General features: G+C 62.3%; 18 protein-coding genes. 11 read left to right on the top strand and 7 right to left on the bottom strand.

The annotated features are described in order from the left end of the window. Positions 1 to 3 precede the first annotated feature (3 nt). Positions 4 to 1,329 carry an MFS transporter gene (locus tag L8I05_RS04255; protein ID WP_242167308.1) on the bottom strand — a complete coding sequence of 442 codons (1,326 nt, stop codon included), beginning with the start codon at positions 1,327 to 1,329 and terminating at the stop codon, positions 4 to 6. 255 nt (positions 1,330 to 1,584) lie between these two features. On the opposite strand from L8I05_RS04255, the gene L8I05_RS04250 reads away from it, so the two are divergent. Next, the gene (locus tag L8I05_RS04250) at positions 1,585 to 2,457 is read left to right on the top strand and encodes a LysR substrate-binding domain-containing protein (RefSeq protein ID WP_242167307.1); all 873 of its coding nucleotides are present in this window, start codon (positions 1,585 to 1,587) and stop codon (positions 2,455 to 2,457) included. Positions 2,458 to 2,521: 64 nt separating this feature from the next. On the opposite strand, the gene L8I05_RS04245 is transcribed toward L8I05_RS04250, so the two are convergent. Then, the gene (locus tag L8I05_RS04245; RefSeq protein WP_242167306.1) at positions 2,522 to 3,379 is read right to left on the bottom strand and encodes a LysR substrate-binding domain-containing protein; all 858 of its coding nucleotides are present in this window, start codon (positions 3,377 to 3,379) and stop codon (positions 2,522 to 2,524) included. Between the two features lie 113 nt (positions 3,380 to 3,492). Between L8I05_RS04245 and L8I05_RS04240 the strand changes: the two genes are divergently transcribed. From L8I05_RS04240 to L8I05_RS04230, 3 genes are all read left to right on the top strand, one after another. Further along, positions 3,493 to 4,602: a 2-aminoethylphosphonate--pyruvate transaminase gene (locus L8I05_RS04240; protein WP_242167305.1), complete on the top strand. Its 1,110-nt coding sequence runs from the start codon at positions 3,493 to 3,495 to the stop codon at positions 4,600 to 4,602. 29 nt (positions 4,603 to 4,631) lie between these two features. Next, on the top strand, positions 4,632 to 5,459 hold the full coding sequence (gene phnX / locus L8I05_RS04235) for a phosphonoacetaldehyde hydrolase (RefSeq protein ID WP_242167304.1): 828 nt from the start codon (positions 4,632 to 4,634) through the stop codon (positions 5,457 to 5,459). A gap of 114 nt (positions 5,460 to 5,573) precedes the next feature. Beyond that, the gene (locus tag L8I05_RS04230; RefSeq protein ID WP_242167303.1) at positions 5,574 to 6,167 is read left to right on the top strand and encodes a cytochrome b; all 594 of its coding nucleotides are present in this window, start codon (positions 5,574 to 5,576) and stop codon (positions 6,165 to 6,167) included. Between the two features lie 44 nt (positions 6,168 to 6,211). Here the strand turns inward: L8I05_RS04230 and L8I05_RS04225 are convergent, their stop codons facing one another. Together L8I05_RS04225 and L8I05_RS04220 are read right to left on the bottom strand one after the other, a co-directional pair. Then, complete coding sequence (locus tag L8I05_RS04225) at positions 6,212 to 7,102, bottom strand: pyridoxal-phosphate dependent enzyme (RefSeq protein ID WP_242167302.1); 891 nt, start codon at positions 7,100 to 7,102, stop codon at positions 6,212 to 6,214. 57 nt (positions 7,103 to 7,159) lie between these two features. Further along, on the bottom strand, positions 7,160 to 9,199 hold the full coding sequence (locus L8I05_RS04220) for an NADPH-dependent 2,4-dienoyl-CoA reductase (RefSeq protein WP_242167301.1): 2,040 nt from the start codon (positions 9,197 to 9,199) through the stop codon (positions 7,160 to 7,162). Positions 9,200 to 9,412: 213 nt separating this feature from the next. On the opposite strand from L8I05_RS04220, the gene L8I05_RS04215 reads away from it, so the two are divergent. From L8I05_RS04215 to L8I05_RS04205, 3 genes are all read left to right on the top strand, one after another. Next, positions 9,413 to 10,543 (top strand): carbon-nitrogen hydrolase family protein, encoded by a 1,131-nt coding sequence (locus tag L8I05_RS04215; RefSeq protein ID WP_242167300.1) that lies wholly within the window; start codon positions 9,413 to 9,415, stop codon positions 10,541 to 10,543. Between the two features lie 4 nt (positions 10,544 to 10,547). Continuing rightward, positions 10,548 to 11,582: an AraC family transcriptional regulator gene (locus tag L8I05_RS04210; RefSeq protein ID WP_242167299.1), complete on the top strand. Its 1,035-nt coding sequence runs from the start codon at positions 10,548 to 10,550 to the stop codon at positions 11,580 to 11,582. A 325-nt stretch (positions 11,583 to 11,907) separates the two neighbouring features. Continuing rightward, on the top strand, positions 11,908 to 12,909 hold the full coding sequence (locus L8I05_RS04205) for a pyruvate dehydrogenase (RefSeq protein WP_242167298.1): 1,002 nt from the start codon (positions 11,908 to 11,910) through the stop codon (positions 12,907 to 12,909). A 63-nt stretch (positions 12,910 to 12,972) separates the two neighbouring features. On the opposite strand, the gene L8I05_RS04200 is transcribed toward L8I05_RS04205, so the two are convergent. Beyond that, on the bottom strand, positions 12,973 to 13,443 hold the full coding sequence (locus L8I05_RS04200; RefSeq protein ID WP_242167297.1) for a MarR family transcriptional regulator: 471 nt from the start codon (positions 13,441 to 13,443) through the stop codon (positions 12,973 to 12,975). A 145-nt stretch (positions 13,444 to 13,588) separates the two neighbouring features. Here L8I05_RS04200 and aceE point away from each other — a divergent pair, with 145 nt between their 5' ends. Further along, positions 13,589 to 16,249, top strand: coding sequence for a pyruvate dehydrogenase (acetyl-transferring), homodimeric type (gene aceE / locus L8I05_RS04195; protein ID WP_242167296.1), 2,661 nt, complete (start codon positions 13,589 to 13,591; stop codon positions 16,247 to 16,249). A gap of 1 nt (position 16,250) precedes the next feature. Here aceE and L8I05_RS04190 read toward each other — a convergent pair whose 3' ends face one another. Then, positions 16,251 to 17,054 carry a DUF2242 domain-containing protein gene (locus L8I05_RS04190; RefSeq protein WP_242167295.1) on the bottom strand — a complete coding sequence of 268 codons (804 nt, stop codon included), beginning with the start codon at positions 17,052 to 17,054 and terminating at the stop codon, positions 16,251 to 16,253. An 89-nt stretch (positions 17,055 to 17,143) separates the two neighbouring features. Beyond that, positions 17,144 to 18,043, bottom strand: coding sequence for a LysR family transcriptional regulator (locus tag L8I05_RS04185; RefSeq protein WP_242167294.1), 900 nt, complete (start codon positions 18,041 to 18,043; stop codon positions 17,144 to 17,146). Positions 18,044 to 18,162: 119 nt separating this feature from the next. Here L8I05_RS04185 and L8I05_RS04180 point away from each other — a divergent pair, with 119 nt between their 5' ends. The 3 genes from L8I05_RS04180 (at position 18,163) to nhaA (ending at position 22,152) form a co-directional block, all read left to right on the top strand. Continuing rightward, positions 18,163 to 19,377, top strand: coding sequence for an MFS transporter (locus tag L8I05_RS04180; protein WP_242167293.1), 1,215 nt, complete (start codon positions 18,163 to 18,165; stop codon positions 19,375 to 19,377). A 22-nt stretch (positions 19,378 to 19,399) separates the two neighbouring features. Further along, positions 19,400 to 20,701: a chloride channel protein gene (locus L8I05_RS04175; RefSeq protein WP_242167476.1), complete on the top strand. Its 1,302-nt coding sequence runs from the start codon at positions 19,400 to 19,402 to the stop codon at positions 20,699 to 20,701. A 122-nt stretch (positions 20,702 to 20,823) separates the two neighbouring features. After that, positions 20,824 to 22,152, top strand: coding sequence for a Na+/H+ antiporter NhaA (gene nhaA / locus L8I05_RS04170; RefSeq protein ID WP_242167292.1), 1,329 nt, complete (start codon positions 20,824 to 20,826; stop codon positions 22,150 to 22,152). The last annotated feature ends 159 nt before the right edge of the window (positions 22,153 to 22,311 follow it).

The raw sequence follows: 22,311 nt of genomic DNA, 5'->3' as shown, positions 1-22,311 counted from the left end.
CCCTCAGGTTCGCAAGGGTTTGATCGCAACGCTGCGGTCCGGCACAAAATCCCCCACCTGCGCCAGCACCGCAGGCCTGGCGTTCCAGTACGGCATCAGCACCACCGAGGAAAACAGCGCGGCGCCGGCAAACACGATAAATACCGTCACCGTGTCGAAGTATCCCGGCAGCAACCCGCCGAGAATCGCCCCGACCGAACCGCACCCATTCACAAAGCCGGCGGCCGTGGCGCCGGCCTTGGCAGTACCGAAGTCGATGGCGGCGGTACTGCTGATCATCGAATCCGGGCCGTACAGGGTCAGGCCCATGACAAACAACAAGGCCATCACCAGCATGACACTGCCGGTGTGCAGCGCCCCCATGAACAACGCCAGGGCCACCGTCAGCGCCAGCAGGCTGAGCACACAGGCGGGCATGCGCCGAGCGCCGAACAGTTTGTCGGACGCCAGCCCGATCATGATCGGCCCCAGCAACCCGGCCAGCTCAAACGCCGTGGGCACGATAGCCGCCCCCACCTTGCCCACCGAGGGCATCTGTTCGTAAACGATCACCGGTCCCCACAAGAGGATGGCGTAACGCGCAGGCTTCAACAGGAAGTACGCCAGCCCCAACGTCAGCACCGTGCGGTTACGCAGGATGGCGCGCAGCGGTTCAAGCACGCTGATACGTTGTTCGGCGGCCGCCTCCTCGGCGCTCAGCTGCGGTTGCGGGTCGACTGCAGGCAAGCCCACATCCTGAGGCGTATTGCGCTGGAAGATAAAGAACAGCACCGCGACCACGGCCACCACCGCCGCACTGGACATAAAAGCCGCGTGCCAACTGCCGATCAACGTGTAGGCCCACCACCCGGCAAAGGGTGACGCCACCAGGCCACCGAAGGCGTAGCACGAGCTCCATAATCCCAGCACTCGCCCACGTTGCTGCGCCGGAAAGAAACTGCCCAGGTTCTTGCACAAACCCGACCAGCCGGTGGACTGCGCCAGCCCCTGGATCAGCATGCAACTGACAAAGATCGGCAAGGTGGCAAACGTACCCATCACCAAGGCGGCGGCAGCGGAGATCAGCAGCCCGCCCAGCACCACCACCCGAGGGCCAAAGCGGTCGGCCAGCATGCCCCAGGTGAATTGCCCCACGGCATAGGCAGCCAGGTAGAGGCCATCGAGGTTGGCCATCATCATTTTATCGAGGGGAAAACTGGGGTCGTCGACGATCCCGAGTTTGGCCACCGAAAATGCTTTGCGAGTGAAATAGAAGGCGGCGTACGCCAGCCAGGTGATGGCGAAAATCTGCACGCGCCAACGCTTGATATTACCCATAGGGATATTCATGGTGGTTCTGACCTCAGGTGAGTGTGCCGGCAGAATCGAGAAGCGAATGCCTGTTTTTTTTATGGTTAAGCACTGCAATGTCGAGCCTTGGAGCGCACGACATTGGTCAGATGGGCACTGCTGCCAGAACCCATGGCCGGCGCAGTTGTAGGACTCAACTGACGGCGACTGGGCGTATAAAACCAATGGCTGACTAATAGGTAAAATCGATTTATCGTATTTCAAATATAAGCTGAGCTTGTAAGAGGATCTGCGATGTCGGTTTCCCATGCACAACTCAAAGCCTTCCACGCCGTGGCCGTACACGGCAGCTTTACCCAAGCGGCCGAGCGCCTGTTTCTGACGCAGCCGGCCATTTCCGACCAGGTGCGCAAACTCGAAGAGCGCTTCGGCGTGCTGTTATTTCACCGCAACAAACGCTCGGTGCGCCTGACCGACCTGGGTGAGCGCCTGCTGAGCATCACCCAGCGTCTGTTTGTGATCGAAGCCGAGGCCGTAGAGTTGCTGCAGGACTCGCGCGCCTTGCAAACCGGCACCCTCACACTCGCCGTGGATGCGCCTGTGCACGTGCTGCCGCAAATCGCACGTTTCTGTCAGCTTTACCCGGGGATCAACGTGAAGATTGAAACCGGCAACACCGATGAGTCGCTGTTTCGCCTGTACAACTACCAGGCCGACCTGGCGTTGCTGGGTCGCGATGTCGACGATGAACGCCTGCTCTCACTGCCCTTGCCCGACGACCAATTGCTCGCCTTTGTCGCACGCAACCACCCATGGGCCGGGCGCGCGTCGATCTGCTTGGCCGATCTGGATGATACGCCGCTGGTTCTGCGCGAAATCGGCTCGGTGACGCGCCAGACCCTCGAACAGGAAATGCGCCAAGCCGGGCTGCGTATCCGCCCGGCGATCCAGGTGGAGGGCCGCGAAGCCGCGCGTGAGGCCGTGGTGGTGGGGATTGGCGTGGGCGTGGTGTCCGCAGCCGAACTCGGCGCCGACTCACGGGTGTACGCCATGCCGATCCGCGATTGCAGCCAGCGCATGAAAGAAACCCTGGTGTGCCTCAAAGAGCAGAGTTCGCGCCGGGTGGTGGCGACCTTTCTCGATATTGTCCGGGAAAGCCTGCGGTGAACTCCAAGGGCCCATCACGGGCAAGCCGGCGATTGCGCCCACCCGGCCTTCAGCCTCCTTGCGCTTAAGGCGCCAACTCGAAGAACGCCTGAATCAGGCGCAACGAGCGGCGCCTCTCCATGCAGCCGAGCATGTGCCGGTTGCGCAACCCATCGCCCTGGATCGCAACGGGCTGCACCCGTGGGTCCGGGCTGACTTCCATCGATGAGACCACGCCCACGCCCAGTTCGGCGGCAACGGCTTCGGTGACCGCCTCGCGGCTGTCCAGCTCCAGCAACACTTTGGGTTGCACCGCGGCTGAGCGGCAAGCGTCATCGAAGGTGCGACGGGTGATGGAGGTAGGTTCGCGCAGTACCATGATCACATCGTTCAACTGCCCCAGGCCTATGCCCTTGGGCAGTTGCGCCCACGGGTGGCCGGCGGGCACCAACGCGCAAATGCGCGACTCACTCAGCGGTTGCAGGTGCAGGCCGTTACGCGGTTCCACCTCGGTGAGCACCGCCACATCCGCATGCTCCGACAACAGCGCCGCCAAGGTTTCCTGGGCGTTGCCCAGCCGCAAGTTGACGGTAATACCCGGGTAGCGAGCGCGCAGGCTGGCAATCATCGGCATCACCAGGTGCGGCCCATCCGCCGCGACTTCCAGGCGCCCGGTGAGCAATTGGCGATTGGCCTCCAGCAAGGTCTGCGCCTCGTCCACCAGGCCGAAGATCGCGCGGGTGATCGCCGCCAGGCGGGTGCCCTCCTCGGTCAGCTCCACGCGCCGTGCCGTGCGGCGCAACAGCGGAATCTGGTAGTGCTCTTCCAGCGCCTTGATATGCCCGGTCACCGCTGGCTGGCTGATAAACAGCCGCGCGGCCGCTCGGGTAAAGCTGCCCTCGCGGGCCACTGCATCGAATGCACGCAATTGAAACAGGTTCATAGCTATCGGCCTCACTGATAGCTCGCATAACAACAAACAATTTGATTGATGACAAGCCAAACTGCAATTTAGGCGCCGTAGATTCAACCCCCGATACCTTGCGAGGAATTGAGATGAGCACTGCCGCGCCGATCCTGCTGACCCCTGGCCCACTGACCACATCGAACCGCACCCGTCTGGCAATGATGGTGGATTGGGGCTCCTGGGATGACCGTTTCAACCAGCTCACCGCGAGTGTCTGCGAGCAACTGCTGGCGATCCTCAACGGCGAAGGCAGCCACCACTGCGTGCCCCTGCAAGGCAGCGGCACCTTTGCCGTCGAGGCCGCCATTGGCACGCTGGTGCCGCGTGACGGCAAGGTGCTGGTGTTGATCAACGGCGCCTACGGCAAGCGCCTGGCGAAGATCTGCGAAGTGCTCGGCCGCGATTTCAGCACCTTCGAAACCGCCGAAGATGAACCGACCACCGCCGCCGACGTCGACCGCCTGCTGCAGGCCGACCCGGCCATTACCCACGTGGCGCTGATCCACTGCGAAACCAGCACCGGCATCCTCAACCCTTTGGCGCAGATCGCAGGCGTGGTGAAAAACCACGGCAAGCGCCTGATCATTGATGCCATGAGCTCCTTCGGCGCACTGGCGATCGACGCGCGCGAAGTGCCGTTCGACGCACTCATCGCAGCCTCCGGAAAATGCCTGGAAGGCGTACCGGGCATGGGTTTCGTCTTCGCCAACAAACAGGCACTGGCCGCCGCCCAAGGCAACTGCCACTCCCTGGCGATGGACCTGTTCGACCAGCACAGCTACATGGCCAAGACCGGCCAGTGGCGTTTCACCCCGCCCACTCACGTGGTCGCGGCCTTGCATGAAGCGCTGCTGCAATACCAGGAAGAAGGCGGCTTGCCCGCGCGTCACCAACGCTACGCCCGCAACTGCCAGGCGCTGCTGGACGGCATGGCCGAACTGGGCCTGCGCAGTTTTCTGCCGACGGCGATCCAGGCACCGATCATCGTCACCTTCCACGCCCCGCAAGACCCGCGCTACCAGTTCAAGGACTTCTATGAGCGGGTCAAGGCCAAGGGTTTCATCCTCTACCCCGGCAAATTGACCCAAGTGGAAACCTTCCGCGTGGGTTGCATCGGCCACGTTGATGCGGCCGGCATGCGCGCAGCGGTCAAGGCGATCGCCGAAGTGCTGCAAGAAATGGAAGTGTTGACCGTTTGATTTCCCCCAATTACTCACAGGATCGAACCATGAACTACCAGAACCCCAACACCCTGCAGGCCGTTATCCTCGACTGGGCCGGCACCGTAGTCGATTTCGGCTCCTTCGCCCCCACGCAGATCTTTGTCGAAGCCTTCGCCGAGTTCGACGTGCAAGTCTCCATCGACGAAGCCCGTGGCCCGATGGGCATGGGCAAATGGGACCATATCCGCACGCTCTGCAATCAGCCGCAGGTGGCCGAGCGTTATCGCAAGGCCTTCGGTCGTACGCCAACGGATGATGACGTAACCGCCATCTACCAGCGTTTCATGCCGTTGCAGATCGAGAAAATCGCCGAGCACTCGGCGCTGATTCCCGGCGCCCTCGACACCATTGCGCGGCTGCGCGTGCAGGGCATCAAGATCGGTTCCTGCTCCGGCTACCCCAAGCAAGTGATGGACAAAGTCGTCGCCCTCGCCGCCACCAATGGCTACATCGCTGACCACGTGGTTGCCACCGACGAAGTGCCCAACGGCCGCCCATGGCCCGCCCAGGCGCTGGCCAACGTGATTGCGCTGGGCATTGACGATGTGGCGGCTTGCGTAAAGGTCGACGACACCGTGCCGGGCATCCTCGAAGGCCGCCGCGCCGGCATGTGGACCGTCGCCCTCACCTGCTCGGGCAATGCGCTGGGCCTGACCTATGAGCAATTCCGCGACCTGGACGCCGCCGCCCTGAACAGCGAGCGCGAACGCATCGAGAAACTGTTCGAAGGCTCGCGCCCGCACTACCTGATCGACACTATCAACGACCTGCCGGCTGTCATCACCGACATCAACCAGCGCCTGGCCCGCGGTGAAATGCCGCAAAGCCACTGATTGAGGTCAAAACAACGGCACTTACGCCAGGCGAATCGCTCAAAATCGGCATACAGTTAAAGGACTCCGTCACTAAAGAATGGAGGTTTGCCCTGATGAGTGAGGAACACAGCGATGCCGTGGAAAAACTCCGATACGCGCTACAGCACCATGTCGATTGCGCTGCACTGGTTGATGGTGGTGCTGCTGGCGGTGGTTTACGCCTGCATAGAGTTACGCGGCCAATTCCCCAAAGGCAGTGGCGCGCGAACATTGATCGTCGAAATGCACTTTATGTTCGGCCTGACCGTGTTCGTGCTGGTGTGGCTGCGCCTGTTTGCACGCAGCCTGGGGGTGGCACCGAAAATCGTGCCGACGCCGCCACAATGGCAAAGCCTGCTGGCCACGCTGATGCATGTTGCGCTGTATGCATTGATGATCGGCATGCCGATTGCCGGATGGCTGATCGTCAGCGCCGAGGGGCATTCGGTGATGTTCTACGGCATCGAGTTGCCGCCATTGATCGCTGAGAACAAGGCGCTGGCCAAGCAGATTGAAGGCTGGCACGTGCTGTTCGGCAAGATCGGCTACTGGCTGATCGGGCTGCATGCATTGGCGGGGATCATTCACCATTACATCCTGCGCGATAACACGGCGCTGCGCATGATGCCGGGTAGGAGCGGGCTCTCTCGCGAAGGCGGCGGGTCAGTCACCAAATCTGTTGAATGATAGACCGCAATCGCGGGCAAGCCCGCTCCCACAGGGGCACATCGCTAGATTTCAAACCCTCGGCGGCCTTGCAGGCCGCCGGTGTGCACGAAGATCAGGCGGGTGCCGGGGGCGAAGTGTCCGGCCTCGATCTGGTGTTTGAGCGCCAGCAGGGCCTTGCCGGTGTAGAGCGGCTCCAACGGCATGCCGGACGCTTGTTCGGTGTGTTCAATAAATGCGAGCAATAACGGATCGACTTTGGCGAAGCCACCTCGGCTGGCGTCCAGCAGTTCATAACCGCCCTGCACGATCGCCTGCACGTTTTGCTCAACGCCGTGATCGTCCGGCACGGCCAAGGCGCCGAACACCGGGTGCGCGCCCGCCTCTGCCAGCGCCAGCCCGGCCACGGTGGTGCCGGTGCCCGCCGCCAGCCACCAGGCATCGTAATCGGCCCAACCCAGGTTGCCCAACTGCTCGCGCACCTGCTCGACCAGTGCCGCGCAGCCCAAGGCACCCGCTATTCCACCGCCGCCTTCGGGCACGGCATGGAACTGCGGGTAGCGTTCACGCCATGGCAGCCAGAAACCTGGCTCATGCCGCGCACGATAGCCGCCATACCCCAGCCAATGCAGCTGCATGCCGAAGGTGTTGAGGTCGAGAACAGTGGGCGTGTCTTGAGGATGGCCGCGTAACAGGCCGACGGTGGGGAAACCGAAGCGTTTGCCGGCTGCCGCCAGGGCGTGCAGGTGGTTGGAGTGGGCGCCGCCGAGGCTGATGACCCCGCTGGCACCGGCCATGTTTGCCTGGGCCAGGTGCTCGGTGAGCTTGAACCACTTGTTGCCGCTGATCAGCGGGTCGATGCGGTCCAGGCGCAGCACAGCCAACTCGACGCCGTTCAGCCAATCCAGCTGCAAAGGTTCGAGCGGTGCGTGGGGAAGCCAGTCGAAAGGGCCCATCGGGGAAGGTATCTGAATGAAAAGGGGCGGCAGTCTAACACCGCCCCTTTGGGCGTTTTACAGCTCGGCGGCCAGGCGCGAGCCCTGGTTGATGGCGCGCTTGGCGTCGAGCTCGGCCGCCACATCGGCGCCGCCGATCAGGTGCACGTTCTGGCCTGCGGCAACCAGGCCGTCCTGCAGTTCGCGCAGCGGGTCCTGGCCAGCGCAGATGACGATGTTGTCCACCGCCAGCACTTGAGGTTCACCGTCGGCGCCGATGCGGATGTGCAAGCCTTGGTCATCGATCTTCAGGTATTCGACGCTGTTGAGCATCTGCACCCGCTTGTTCTTAAGGCCCGTGCGATGAATCCAGCCGGTGGTCTTGCCCAGGCCGTCGCCAACTTTGGAGGCCTTGCGTTGCAGCAGGAACACTTCACGGGCCGGTGCATGCGGCGCAGGCTTGATACCCGCCACACCGCCACGGGCTTGCAGCTGGGTGTCGATGCCCCACTCTTTCCAGAATGCCTCACGGTCCAGGCTGGTAGACACGCCTGCATGCACCAGGAATTCGGAGACGTCGAAGCCGATACCGCCAGCGCCAATCACCGCCACGCGCTTGCCCACTGGCTTGCGCTCAAGGATCACGTCCAGATAGCTCAGCACCTTGGCGTTGTCGATCCCCGGAATCGCCGGGGTACGCGGCGCAATGCCGGTGGCCAGGATGATCTCGTCATACCCGCCCGCCGCCAGTTGCGCGGCATCCACACGGGTGTTGAGGCACACCTCGACGTGGGTGGTCTGCAATTTGCGTTTGAAGTAGCGCAGGGTTTCAAAGAACTCCTCTTTGCCCGGCACGCGCTTGGCGATATTGAACTGGCCGCCGATTTCGCTGGCCGAGTCGAACAAGGTCACTTGATGGCCGCGCTCCGCCGCCACGGTGGCCGCCGCCAGGCCTGCGGGGCCGGCACCGACCACGGCGATTTTCTTGATCTGCTTGACCGGCAGGTAGTTCAGCTCGGTCTCGTAGCAGGCGCGCGGGTTGACCAGGCAGGTGGTCAGCTTGCCGCCGAAGGTGTGGTCCAGGCAGGCCTGGTTGCAGCCGATGCAGGTGTTGATTTCATCGGCGCGACCTTCAGCGGCCTTGTTGACGAACTCGGGGTCGGCCAGGAACGGCCGCGCCATCGAGACCATGTCGGCATCGCCCTCGGCGAGGATCTGCTCGGCAATTTCCGGCGTATTGATGCGGTTGGTGGTGATCAGCGGAATCTGCACCGCACCGCGCAGCTTGGCGGTGACTTTGCTGAACGCGCCACGCGGCACTTTAGTGGCGATGGTCGGGATACGCGCTTCGTGCCAGCCGATGCCGGTGTTGATGAGGGTCGCACCCGCCTGCTCGATGGCCTTGGCCAACAGCACGATTTCTTCCCAGCTACTGCCGCCTTCCACCAGGTCAAGCATCGACAGGCGGAAGATAATGATGAAGTTCGGGCCGACGGCCTCGCGCACCCGGCGCACGATTTCCACCGCCAGGCGCATGCGGTTTTCGTAACTGCCACCCCAACGGTCGGTGCGATGGTTGGTGTGGGCGGCGAGGAATTGGTTAATGAAATAACCTTCGGAGCCCATGATTTCCACGCCGTCGTACTCGGCGACCTGGGCCAGCAGCGAACAGGTGACAAAGTCCTGAATCTGCTTCTCGATGCCTTCCTCGTCCAGCTCCTTGGGCTTGAACGGGTTGATCGGCGCCTGGATCGCGCTCGGTGCGACCTGCTTGGGGCTGTAGGCATAGCGCCCGGCGTGGAGGATCTGCATGCAGATCTTGCCGCCCGCTGCGTGCACGGCCTGGGTCACGATCTTGTGTTTCTGGGCTTCTTCGTCGGTGGTCAGCTTGGCGGCACCGGCGTACACGCCGCCCTCATCGTTCGGGCCAATACCGCCGGTGACCATCAGGCCGACACCACCCCGGGCGCGCTCGGCAAAATAGGCGGCCATGCGCTCGAAGCCGCCGGGTTTTTCTTCCAGGCCGGTGTGCATCGAACCCATCAGGGTGCGATTGCGCAAGGTGGTAAAGCCCAGGTCCAACGGGGCCAGCAGGTGCGGGTAGGCAGCAGCGGTCATGGTACAGCTCCACAACGGATCATCACGGGACGTGGAAGGCTCGAAATGGCCTGCCATCGGTTTATGTCCCACAGACTAAGAGGCAGCGGACTACCGCTCAATGACTGAAACTGACAAGTTATTGATCCAAATGCACAGCGCCCCTTGGCAAGCCGGTGCATGGGCCCTACCCTAGTCGGCGAACCCTGCACACGGTCTGTTGTCTGTTGCCCCATGCGTAAACTTCTAGGCTTCACCCTCGTCATGGCCCTGGTTGCCGCCACCACCGCGTATCTGGTCTGGACCCAGGAGCGCCCTGTGGCGCATTACCTGTCGGACCTGCGCATCACTTTGGCCGTCAATGAAGGCCAGCCTGCCGACCGTGGCAACCTGCTGGGTATCCAGCCGGAGCTGTTCCCCGCCGATTACCAGAGCCTGGAACGCCTGCACCTGAAGCTGGCGGCTTATCTGCAAAAAGCTCGGGACCAAGGGTTGATTAACAGCAAGACCATCGTCGTGCTGCCGGAACACATCGGCACCTGGCTGATGCTCAGCGGCGAAAAGAACGAGCTGTACCAAGCGGTCCATTTAAAGGACGCGATGAACTGGCTGTCAGCCAGCAACCCGCTGCAGTTCGCACGCGCGTGGATCAGCGCCAAGGGCGATAACCGCATGGACGACGCCTACCTGCGCATGAAAGCCCCCGCCATGGCCCGCGACTATCAGGTGCTGTTCGGCGGGTTGGCCAAAGAGTTTGGCGTGACGCTGGTGGCCGGCTCCATCGCCCTGCCCAACCCGAGTGTCGAGCAAGGGCAACTGCACATTGGCCATGGCGCGCTGTACAACGCCAGCCTGGTGTTTGGCACCGACGGCTTGCCGGTTGGCCAGCCGCAGCGCCAGTTCTATCCGATCTACGATGAGCGCGGCTTTATCCAGCCGGGCGATGAAAACATCGTCAGCGTGGTCGATACCCCGGCCGGGCGCCTGGGCATCCTGATCGGCAGCGACAGCTGGTACCCGGACAACTACCGCAAACTGAACGAGCAAGGCGCGCAATTGGTTGCCGTGCCTGCCTTTGTGACCGGCCGCGAGACGTGGGACCGCCCATGGCGCGGTTTCAAAAGCGTTTCGACGCCGCCCGAAATCAGCCTCAAACCCGAAGAACTCAGCGAAGGCGAAGCCTGGCACCGCCTTACGCTGATCAGCCAGCAACCGATCAGCCAGGCCACTGCCGGCATGAGCGTGTTCCTGCGCGGGCAGTTCTGGGATCTGGGCACTGCCGGGCACAGCTTTCTCAGCAGCAACGGGCAAATCAATGCCGACAACGGTGCCCGTGGCGCGCGCCTGCTGAATATCTGGTTGTAGCGTCTTGAAGCCGGTGCGCCTTGGCGATCTGTCGGTGGGTTTCGTGCACACCTTGGCGGATGCTATTCAAAGCCACGGCCTGGACCCGCAACCGCTGCTCCTGCAATACGGCCTTGACCCGGCACGCCTGGCCGAAGCCGGCGCACGCTTGTCGATCCCGCGCTATATGCGCTTGGGCCACGCAGCCATCCAGCTGACCGGCGACCCAGGCCTGGGCCTGCGCATGGGCCAGCTCAGCCGTTTGAGCCAGGCAGGTCTGGCAGGCGTCACCGCCGCACAAGCGCCCAATGTGCGTGAAGCGGCGCGTGCCTTGACCCGTTTTGAAGCGCTGTACGGCTCCAATTACCGCGGGCAATCGAGTTTTCACGAGGATGCCGAAGGCGCCTGGCTGCGGTTTTATTCCATCAGCCCGTACAACGCCTATAACCGCTTTGTGGTGGATTCGATCATCGCCGGCTGGCTGCAGCAGTTATCCAGCGTGGCGCTGCAACCGGTGCGGGCGCAGCGCATCGACATCGAATTTGAAGCCCCCGAGTACAGCGAACAATACGGTGTGCTGGGCGACAGCCCGGTGTGCTTCGGCGCCGAGGCCAATCAACTGCGCCTGAGCCAAAACACGTTGGCACTGCGTAACCCGCAGCATTGCCCGAGTACCTGGCAGCTGTTGTTGAAGTTGTGTGAAGCAGAATTGGAGCAGTTGACGCGCACCCGCAGCTTGCGCGAGCGCATTACCCGTTTGCTCGGGCCGATGCTCAATGGTGGCCGGGAACCCGACCTGGAAGAAGTGGCGGCACGCTTGAAGCTGCCGACCTGGACGCTGCGCCGCAAACTGGCCGATGAAGGCACGCAGTTTCGCGCGATTCTCAACGACACCCGCCGCGACTTGGCCATGACCTACATTCGCGATACGGAGCTGGCGTTCGGCGAGATCGCCTACTTGCTCGGTTTTGCCTCAGCCCAGGCGTTTCAACGGGCGTTCAGGCGGTGGAACAACCAGACCCCAGGGGAATTTCGCCGCAGTCAGCGGCATTCCGCCTGAAGTCGGTGTTACAGCTCGGTGGCGTCATCAACCGGATCCAGCGGATCCAACTCAAACGCGTGGTACTCAAGCAGTTCTTCTTGGTAATCGTCCATGGTGGACTCCTTGTAGGTTTAAAGCAGCTGCCAATAAATGACCTGCACAGCCAGCCTAAAGTGCCGTGATGACGAAAAAATGTCGGCGCCATGACGTTCCTGCACTTCAGGATAAAACGTAGCAGCGCTGCCTTGATTTAGCACCTGGGCGTTGAGATACTATTGCAATCATTGCAATTGCAACAACATTTCCATTAGGGTACGAACCTCTGTTGCAAGGAGCTCGTCCCATGCCCGCCTCTACCGCCCATGCCGCCCAATGCTGTATCGACGCACTCAGCACGGCTGCGCACTCAAGCAGTTCGCCGCTGTACACGGTCATGACCATGGCCAACACCCTGGAACTCAGCCGCCAGGCCTGGGTGATCCGCGGTCAGTCACGCTCCCGCCGTGTGGGCGGCTGGCCGGTTTGGTTCGCACGCAACACCGCTGAAAAACCCATGTTGTACCTGCACAGCGCGGCGTCGTCGGCGCAGTTATGTGCATTGTCGGACGAGACCGCGCAGCGCGGCATCCTGTGCAACGACATCGAAAATCAACCGTCGGCATGGCCCAGGGGCACGCAACCGTCGCTGCCGTTATGGCTGGCCACTCACCCGCGCTGCACGCCGTATGACCCGGCGTCAGGCGCGGAAGCCCGCGCGATTGTGCTGGCGGGTTTGCGCACGCTGTATGTCGAGGGCAAGCCTGGGTTTTATTACCTGGCGCTGCACGACCAGGACAGCGCGACGACGCTGGATGCACAGGATCGTGACGATGTCCTCAAGGGGATGTACCCGATCCAGCGTCGCCAAGGGCAGGTGCGATTGCTCGGTGCCGGCCGGGCGCTGGTGGAAGTTGCCGAGGCTGCACAATTGCTGGAAAAGGACTGGAACATCACGGCGCAGCTGTGGAGCTGCCCCAGCTACACGCGACTGGCGCGCGAAGCGGCAGCCGCCGAACGCTGGAATCGACTGCACCCCACAGCGCCCAGGCAGAGCTGCCATTTACGTGAGTGCCTGGGCGGCAGCCGCGCGCCCGTGATTGCCGTCACCGGTTATCCGCAGGCGATTGTCGATCAGCTGGCGGCGCATGTGGAGGCGCGGTTTGTCGCGCTCGGCGCGGGTTCGGTGCAGGCGTCTGCGCCCAGCTGTTACTGGATTGTGGTGTGTGCGTTGAGGGCGTTGGTGGATGAGGGATGTATGGATGCGAATCAGGTAGAAAAGGCGATGGATCGGTATGCACTCAACTGAAGGGGGAAACCGTCAATGGTGGGAGCTGGCTTGCCTGCTCCCACATGGTTTGCCTGTGCTGCCTCACACCTTGCGTCGCCCTCGAACCTGCACGCCCGCCTCCACGGCCAGCCCCGCCGCGCGCTCCAGGGTGTCGGCAAACAGCTGGCGCTGCTCGGGCTCGATTTGCGACAGGAACAGCTCGTCCACGGTGCTTTCGTAGATCGTCCACATCTTTTTTCGCAATACCCGACCCGCGTCGGTGATCGAGGCAAACGCCGCACGGCCGTCGCCGTCAGAACGCGAACGCACCACTAGGCCGTCTTTTTCCAGGCGGTCCACCAGGCGTGTCAGGTTGTAGCGCTCAATCGCCAGCACGTCGGCCAATTCGTGCATGCGACGGGTGCCATCGGGACCACTTTCCAGGCCCCACAGGGCGTCATACCAAGCATATGGCGGCAGGTCCGCCTGCGCCAAACGGCGTTCGATTTCACGGATGACCGTCCTGTGGGCCCTGACAAAACGGAACCATACATCAGGCTCTTTCGACGACATGCAACACCATCCGGGGAATTTCAAGAAGGTTGCAATAGTAGCTCATCCCGCGCTAGATTCAGGCATGTCGTTGCAATTGCAACTACATTGGCGTTACTCCCACAAGGAGCTTGCCGCTTGAAATCCGCCTACCCTGGAGCCTCACATGACCCCGAATAACGCAGTAAGACTGGACGACGATCCACAGGAAACCCGCGAATGGCTGGAGTCCATCGAATCGGTGCTGTCCACCGAAGGCCGCCCGCGCGCCCACTACCTGATTGATCAGTTGCTGGATTTCGACGTTGCGCGCCATGGAGACTTCTACGGGCGGGTGACCACGCCTTACGTCAACACCATCCCGGTTGACCGCCAACTGCCCTACCCTGGCAACCTCGCCATCGAGCGGCGCACCAATGCGTTTATTCGCTGGAACGCCATGGCCATGGTGTTGCGCGCAGGCAAACATTCCGGTGTGGGTGGGCATATCGCGACCTATGCGTCAGCCGCCGTGCTGTACGACGTAGGCTTCGACCATTTCTTCCGTGGGCGCACCGACACGTTCGACGGTGACCTGGTGTACATCCAGGGTCACTCCTCGCCGGGCATCTACGGCCGCGCCTACCTGGAAGGCCGCATCAGCGAAGCTCAGCTGGACAACTTCCGCCGCGAGGCCGCTGGCGAGGGGCTGTCCTCCTACCCGCACCCACGGCTGATGCCGGACTTCTGGCAATTCCCTACTGTGTCCATGGGCCTCGGGCCGATCACCGCGGCTTACCAGGCGCGCTTCATGCGTTACCTGGAGTTGCGTGACCTCAAGCAACACCAAGGCCGCAAAGTGTGGGCGTTCCTTGGTGATGGCGAAATGGACCAGCCGGAATCCCTGGCGGCGATCTCCCTGGCCGGCCGCGAGAAACTCGACAACCTGATCTTCGTGGTCAACTGCAACCTGCAACGCCTGGACGGCCCGGTGCGCGGCAATGCCAAAGTCATCCAGGAATTCGAAAGCCTGTACCGCGCCGCCGGCTGGAACGTGATCAAGGTGATCTGGGGCGGTGGCTGGGATGCGCTGCTGGAAAAAGACCAGAGCGGCCTGCTGCGCCAGCGCATGATGGAATGCGTGGACGGCGACTATCAGAACTACAAATCGCAGAACGGCGCCTATGTACGCGAGCACTTCTTCGGCAAATACCCGGAGTTGCTGGCGTTGGTTGCGGACATGTCCGACGACGAAATCTGGAAACTCTCACGCGGTGGCCATGACCCGGACAAGGTCTACAACGCCTACGCGGCCGCCGTGCGCCACAAGGGCCAGCCGACGGTGATCCTGGCCAAGACCGTCAAGGGCTTTGGCATGGGCGAAGCCGGCGAAGGCCAGAACATCAACCACCAGTTGAAGAAGATGGGCGCCGACGCGGTAAAAGCCTTCCGCGACCGCTTCGGGCTGGAAGTGGCGGATGACCAACTCGACGAAATCCCCTACCTCAAACCCGCCGCCGACAGTGAAGAGGCGCGTTATTTCGCCGCCAGGCGCCAGGCCTTGGGCGGCTATGTGCCCGCGCGCCACACGGCCGTCGAGTCATTACAGATCCCCGAACTGAGCGCCTTTGCCACCCAACTGAAGGACACGGGCGAGCGCGCCATCTCCACCACCATGGCATTTGTGCGCATCCTCGGCACACTGCTCAAGGATCCGCACCTGGGCAAGCTGATCGTCCCCATCGTGCCGGATGAGTCGCGCACCTTCGGCATGGAAAGCCTGTTCCGTCAGATCGGCATCCACTCTGCTGTAGGCCAGCTCTATACCCCACAGGATGCCGGGCAACTGAGCTACTACAAGGAGAGCAAAGACGGACAGATCATGCAGGAAGGCCTGAATGAATCCGGCGCCATTTCCTCGTGGATCGCGGCGAGTACGTCCTACAGCAACCACGGCCTGATGACCGTGCCGTTCTACATTTTCTACTCGATGTTCGGCTTCCAACGGGTCGGCGACCTGGCGTGGGCGGCCGGCGATGCACGGGCGCGTGGTTTCCTGCTCGGCGCTACGGCCGGGCGCACTACATTGATGGGCGAAGGCTTGCAGCATGACGACGGCCACAGCCACATTCTGTCGTCGGTCATTCCGTGCTGTGTGTCGTATGACCCGACCTTTGCCTACGAGCTGGCGGTGATTATTCGGGAGGGCATGCGGCGCATGTATGTCGAGCAGGAGGACATTTACTACTACATCACCCTGCTCAACGAAAACTACCCGCACCCGGCAATGCCCGAAGGCGTGGAGGATGGCATTCTCAAGGGCATGTATCCGCTGAGCCGCCACCCGCAAGCGCAGGTGCAACTGATGGGCAGTGGTTCGATTTTGCGCGAAGTGATCGCCGCAGCCGACTTGCTCACCAAGGACTTCGGCATACACAGCGACGTGTGGAGCGTCACCAGCCTGACCGAGTTGCGCCGAGACGGGCACGCGGCGGAGCGCTGGAACCTGCTGCACCCGCTGAGCGAGCCGCGCAGCAGCTACGTCGAGGAATGCCTCGCCGGGCACACCGGGCCGGTGGTGGTCGCCACGGACTACATGAAATTATTCGCCGACCAGATTCGCCCCTTCGTCCACGCCCGCCGCTTTGTGGCGCTGGGCACCGATGGTTTCGGGCAATCGGACACCCGGGAAACCTTGCGTGAATTCTTTGAGGTGGATCGCCACTTCATCGTCCTCGCGGCTTTAAAAGCGCTGGCGGATGACGGCGTGATCGGGCGCGATAACGTCAGTGAAGCGATCAACCGCTACGGGATCAACGTCGACAAGGCGAACCCCGTAGCGGTCTGAGTTACTGCGCAGGCGTCGGCAGCGGAGGAATCGCCTCTGTCGGCGCCGGCAAGGTCGGCGTGGTCGGCGTGGTCGGAGCGGGTGCTGGAGCCGGTTCGGGTTCGGCCTGTGGCGCAATCGGTGCGGCCTCGGCAGGCGGTGCCAACGGTTGCGCAGCGGCAGGCGCTGGCGTTGCGTCCTTCGGTGCCTCGACCTTCTCCGCAACCGGAGCGGCCTTGGGTTCCGGCACCCCGAGCTCAGCCTTGGGCTTTTCAGGGATGTGCTCGGCCTTCTTCACTTCCTGCGGCAGGAACACATCCACCAGCGCAAAGTAACGGTCATAGAACTTCGGCGCCGAAACCGTCTCACTCGCCACCTTGACCATCGAGTCATCGGTGGAGCCAATCGGCATCGACACCGAGCCCAACACGCCCACACCCAGGCTCGCGGAGTTGTTGACCTTCTTCAGCGCGTAGCGATCCTGCAAGGCGTTGGCAAACATCGTCGAGTGGTTATTGCCTTTGCCATCGTTGGCACACACCACGTTGAAGCTGATCTGCAAATGAGTCTCGCCAGTCTGCTGGAAGCTCTTGTTACCCACCACCAGCTTGGGGTCGCTGCTGGTGATGATGTAACCCTGGCTCAACAGCGCACGTCGCGCCGCTTCACAGGCCGCCACATCGCTGACCGGGTAATCACGGGAGAACGTACCGGAGTCGTCGAAATTCTCATGTTCATAAATAGCGGTCTTGGGTGACGAGCAGCCCGCGGCGCCCGCCAGCACCAGCGCCAGCCCGAGGCTACGCAAGTGAAATGATGTCGACATTGAAAATCCTGAGAAAAACAGTCCGGGCGGTATTGTGCAACAGAACGAGGCCTTGGCGCGCGCATTCCTGTCGGTAAAACGTCACAGGCCTACAGGACGGCGCCTGCAGGAAAAAGCCCGGCGCCCATATGGTCAATAAATACGCGCAGTTTTGCCGAGGCATGGCGACTTGATGGCCATAACATCCAGAAACTGCCACGGTGGTCGAGATGGTCGTCCAGCACCCGCTGCAAACGCCCTTCCCGCACAGCCTGGTTGACCATGAAGTCCGGCAGGCAGGCGATGCCCAACCCTTCGTGCACCACATGGTTGAGGGACTCGATGGTGGTGCTGACCAGCGGCGTGCGCAAGGTGGGCTCAACCGAGCCGGCTACGTGCCGCAGCGGCCAGGGTTCCAGCTTGCCGGTGGCGCAGAATTTATGGCGCAGGCAGGCGTGGCTGCTCAAATCCTGTGGCTGTTGCGGGGTGCCGAACTGCGCGAAGTAAGTCGGGGTGCCCACCAGTACCAAGCGGTAATGCCCCAAGTGTCGCGCCATCAACCGCGAATCTTCCGGCTTGCCGGTGCGAATCACCGCGTCGAAACCTTCCTCGATCACGTCCACCATGCGGTCGGAAAAATCCAGGTCCAGCTCGATATCCGGGTAGGCGCGCATAAAGTCGCTGAGCACCGGCATCAACAGCCCGCGCACTTGCGGCAGGCTGACACGCAACTTGCCGCGTGGCGTGGCACTGGCTTCGGTCAACTCCTGCTCCGCTGCCTCGACCTCGGCGAGGATCCGCCGTGAACGCTCAAGGAACAACGCGCCCTCGCTGGTCAGCGTGATGCTGCGCGTACTGCGATGAAACAAACGCACGCCCAAGCGCGCTTCGGTGCGCGCGATGCTTTTGCCCACCGCCGAAGACGACACGCCGAGCACGCGGCCAGCGGCGGTGAAACTGCGCGTCTCCGCCACCTGCACAAACACCGAGAGGCTGCCCAGACTGTCCATCGTCTTACCCTTGAAGATTGCGGACACCAACGTCCGATAAGTTCGGAACCTTAGCCTGTTTTTCCGCAGCCTGCAGCCCCCTACTCTGCGTCCCTGGCCCTTTTCATGGATAGCGTGCGATGAGCAACAGCCCTTCAATCACCGATTCACCCGCTGTCACCCAGCGTGACGCACTGCCATTCGGCGGCTTGCTGGCATTGGCCGCAGCCGGCTTTATCACCATCCTCACCGAAGCCATGCCCGCCGGGCTCCTACCGCAAATGAGCGACGGCCTGGGCGTTTCGCCTGCACTGGTGGGCCAACTGGTCACCTTGTACGCCCTGGGCTCATTGCTCGCGGCCATCCCGCTCACGCTGTTGACCCGAGGCTGGCGGCGGCGACCCTTGCTGCTGATTGCCATCGGCGGCTTTGCCTTGGTCAACAGCGTGACGGCACTGTCCACCCATTACGGGCTGACCCTGGTCGCGCGGTTTTTTGCCGGCGTATTCGCCGGGTTGCTCTGGGCGCTGTTGGCCGGGTATGCCAGCCGAATGGTGGCCCCGCACCTGCAAGGCCGGGCGATTGCTGTCGCCATGCTCGGCGCACCGCTGGCCTTGTCGCTGGGCGTACCCGCCGGTACGTTCCTTGGCAGCGTTGTGGGTTGGCGCTTGAGCTTTGCCATCATGACCGGGCTAACGCTGTTGCTGCTGGTGTGGGCACGCTGGCAACTGCCGGATTTCGCCGGGCAAGCGGCGCAAAAGCGCTTGGGATTGCGCCAGGTACTGAGCCTGCCGGGCATTCGCCCGGTGCTGTGGGTGACCTTTACCTACGTGCTGGCGCATAACATTCTATACACCTACATCGCGCCCCTGCTGGTGCCTGCCGGGCTAGTCGCCGACATCGACCAGATATTGCTGGTGTTTGGCCTCATGGCCTTGCTGAGCATCTGGCTGACGGGCGTGTTGATTGATCAACACTTGCTGCGCCTGCTGATCATCAGTTGCGCGATGTTCGCGGTAGCGGCCGTGGCACTGGGCGTGTGGATGACCTCCACCCGTGCGGTGTATGCCAGCGTGGCGCTGTGGGGCCTGGCCTTTGGTGGCTTGCCGGCGCTGTTACAAACGGCGCTGGCCAAGTCAGCCGATGACTCGGCCGATGCCGCGCAATCAATGCTGGTGACGGTGTGGAACCTGGGGATTGCCGGCGGCGGGCTGGCGGGCGGCCTGTTGCTGCAAACATCGGGGGTCGCGTTGTTCCCGTGGGCGGTTGGCGGATTGATACTGTTGGCATTGGCTGCGACACGGCGCCTCGCGAGGACAAGCGCTGAATATACGGTTAACCTTGAAACACCCTGAAACTTATTCGGAATTCGCCTGGGTGATCAAACCGTTCATTTCATTGCGCCGCCGCTTTACCTCACTGCGCTGGCGCACCCGGATCACCCTGTGGGCGGGCGCCACCCTCGCCGGGCTGATGGTGGTGATGTTTGCGCGCCTGGCTGACGTGGCGCTCACCCAATTCGCCGAGCAGTCCAGCGCCCACCCGTGGCTGCCCTTCTTCTATACACCGCTGGTGGGCATGCTGGTGGTGTGGCTGACCACGCGCTTTTTTGCCGGTGCCCAAGGCAGCGGCATTCCCCAGGTCATCGCCGCCACCCGCCTGGCCAACAAGGGGCAGGACGTCAGCACGCTGGTGTCTTTGCGTATCGCCTTCGCCAAGATAGGCCTGGGTACGCTGGCCTTGACCGGTGGTTTTTCTGCCGGGCGCGAAGGGCCGTCCGTGCAGGTGGCGGCGTCGATCATGCATTTCTGCCATCGCTACCTGCCCAATGCACGCATCATCCGCAGCGAAGACTTGATCCTGGCCGGCGGCGCCGCCGGAATCGCCGCTGCCTTCAATACGCCGCTGGCCGGCATCGCCTTCGCAGTAGAAGAGTTGGGGCGCAAGCTCGAAACCCGCACCAGCGGTGTATTGCTCAGCACGATTATTTTGTCGGGGATGGTGGCCATCGCCCTACAGGGCAATTACAACTACTTCGGCCACCTGGATGTTGAACAGATCAAGCTCGACATCATTGTTCCGGTATTGGCGGCAGGCATCGGCTGCGGCCTGCTCGGAGGGCTGTTCAGCCGCATGCTGCTGTGGCCCCAGCGCTACCACAGGTTTGTGGTCTGGGAATGGCGGCGCGCCCACCCGGTGTGGTTCGCCGGAGCGTGTGGGCTGGTGGTGGCAATCTTGGGCTGGCTCAGCGGCGGCATGTCCTTCGGCAGCGGCTACGGGATTACTTCGCAAATTATTTCTGCCGATGTCGGCCTGCCGTGGCATGCGCCTGTCACGCGTTTTCTGGCCACGGTCGTGACGTATTTTTCCGGCATCCCCGGCGGCATCTTTGCCCCATCGCTGGCCGTCGGCGCGGCCGTGGGCGCCAATGCAGCCGAGTTTTTCGCGCTGGCAGCACAACCGATCATTGCGCTGTGCATGGTGGGCTTTCTGGCGGCCGTCACCCAATCGCCGATCACCTCGGCGATCATCGTGATGGAGATGATCGACAGCCACGGAATGGTGATCAGCCTGATGGCGGTGGCGCTGATTGCCAAGGCCGTCAGTTCACGGATGGGGCCGGAGTTGTACCAGCAATTGGCGCGCGGTTTTCTACACCCACCGACAAAAAGCCCTTGAGCCTGACAACATTGTTTACAACTTATTCATCACCTTCCTATCATCGCCCTGGGTGCGTGACTGCATAGGGCACAACGCAGGTTAAAGCAAAGCATTGGTCGGGCCGCCAATGGAGACTTGTCGTGCCCAAAAAACACCCTGCCATCCCGCGTCCCCAGGCATTGACCGAGGGCGCACTGTCGGCCCTTGAGCGGTTTTCACGCATCGAGGCAGTCAGCGGCATCGTCCTGCTCCTGGCGGCCATTGCTGCGTTGATCTGGGCCAACGGCCCGGCTGCCGAGTCCTACGAACACTTCTGGAACACCCCGGTTACCCTCGGGATGGGTGACTTCAGTGTGTCGCGCTCACTGCATTTTCTGGTCAATGACGGCCTGATGACCATCTTCTTCCTGGTGGTTGGCGCGGAGATACGCCAGGAAATAAAGGACGGCGCACTTGCCAACCTGAAACTTGCGACCCTGCCGCTGGGCGCCGCACTGGGTGGCGTATTGATGCCAGCCATCCTTTACACCGTGCTCAACCATGGCACCGCCGCCGCCACTGGCTGGGCCGTGCCCACCGCCACCGACATTGCCTTTGCCGTCGGCGTGCTGGCGCTGTTGGGCAAATCGATCCCCAGCGGTGTGCGCGTATTGCTGCTGGCACTGGCCATCATCGATGACATCGTCGCGATCCTGATCATTGCCGTGTTCTTCACTGCAAGCCTCGACTACATGGGCCTGGTGGTTGCCGCAGGCGGGTTGGCCTTAGTGCTGGTGTTCCAACGGATGGGCATCAGCAAGGCAGCGATCTATTTGCTGCCGGGGGCGATTGTCTGGTTCGGCCTGCTCAAGACCGGCGTTCATCCGACCCTCGCCGGGGTGATCCTCGGCCTGATGACGCCGGTCAGTTCCAAGCCGACTACCGAGCGCCCACTGGACACCATTGGACGCACCTTCAACGAGCTGATGGATCGCCTCTCCAAACCTGCCCAAGACGCGCACCAGGTCGCCAAGCCGCTCAAGCAACTGCGCGAAGCCCAACGCGACCTGATGCCGCCGGTGCAGCGCGTGCAATCGGCGTTGCACCCGTGGGTCGCATTCGGCGTGATGCCACTGTTCGCCCTGGCCAATGCCGGTGTCAGCCTACAGGGCTTGAACCTTGCGCACCCGCTGCCCCACGGTGTGTTCATGGGCGTGATCGTCGCCTTGGTGGTCGGCAAGCCGTTGGGCGTGATGCTGGCGAGTATCACGCTGGTCAAACTCAATATCTGCAAGCTGCCCGACGGTGTCACCTGGAGCGGTGTCGGCCTGGTTGGCTTGCTGGCGGGGATTGGTTTTACCATGTCGATCTTTATCTCGTCCCTGGCCTTCTCCGACCCGGAACTGTTGGCAGCGGCCAAACTGAGTGTGCTGACGGCCTCGACCGTGGCAGCGATGATTGGGCTGAGCTGGGGCAAACTGAAGTTCTGAGCCGACATTGCGCAAAAAAAAGCCCCCGGTCCTTTCAGGCCGGGGGCTGTTCTTTACCACGCTCTGCGTGGGCATGCATCCCGTGACGCTGCGCGTCACTCTATAGCGGGACGCGGAGCGTCCAAGGCGGCATTCCCACGCAGAGCGTGGGAACGATCC

This window comes from Pseudomonas sp. MONT-RG-20F-20-E-7-02 (assembly GCF_022662395.1).
Taxonomy (GTDB): Bacteria; Pseudomonadota; Gammaproteobacteria; order Pseudomonadales; family Pseudomonadaceae; genus Aquipseudomonas.
Note: the sequence above shows the minus strand (reverse complement) of the source record. Positions and strands in the feature narration are given on the sequence as shown.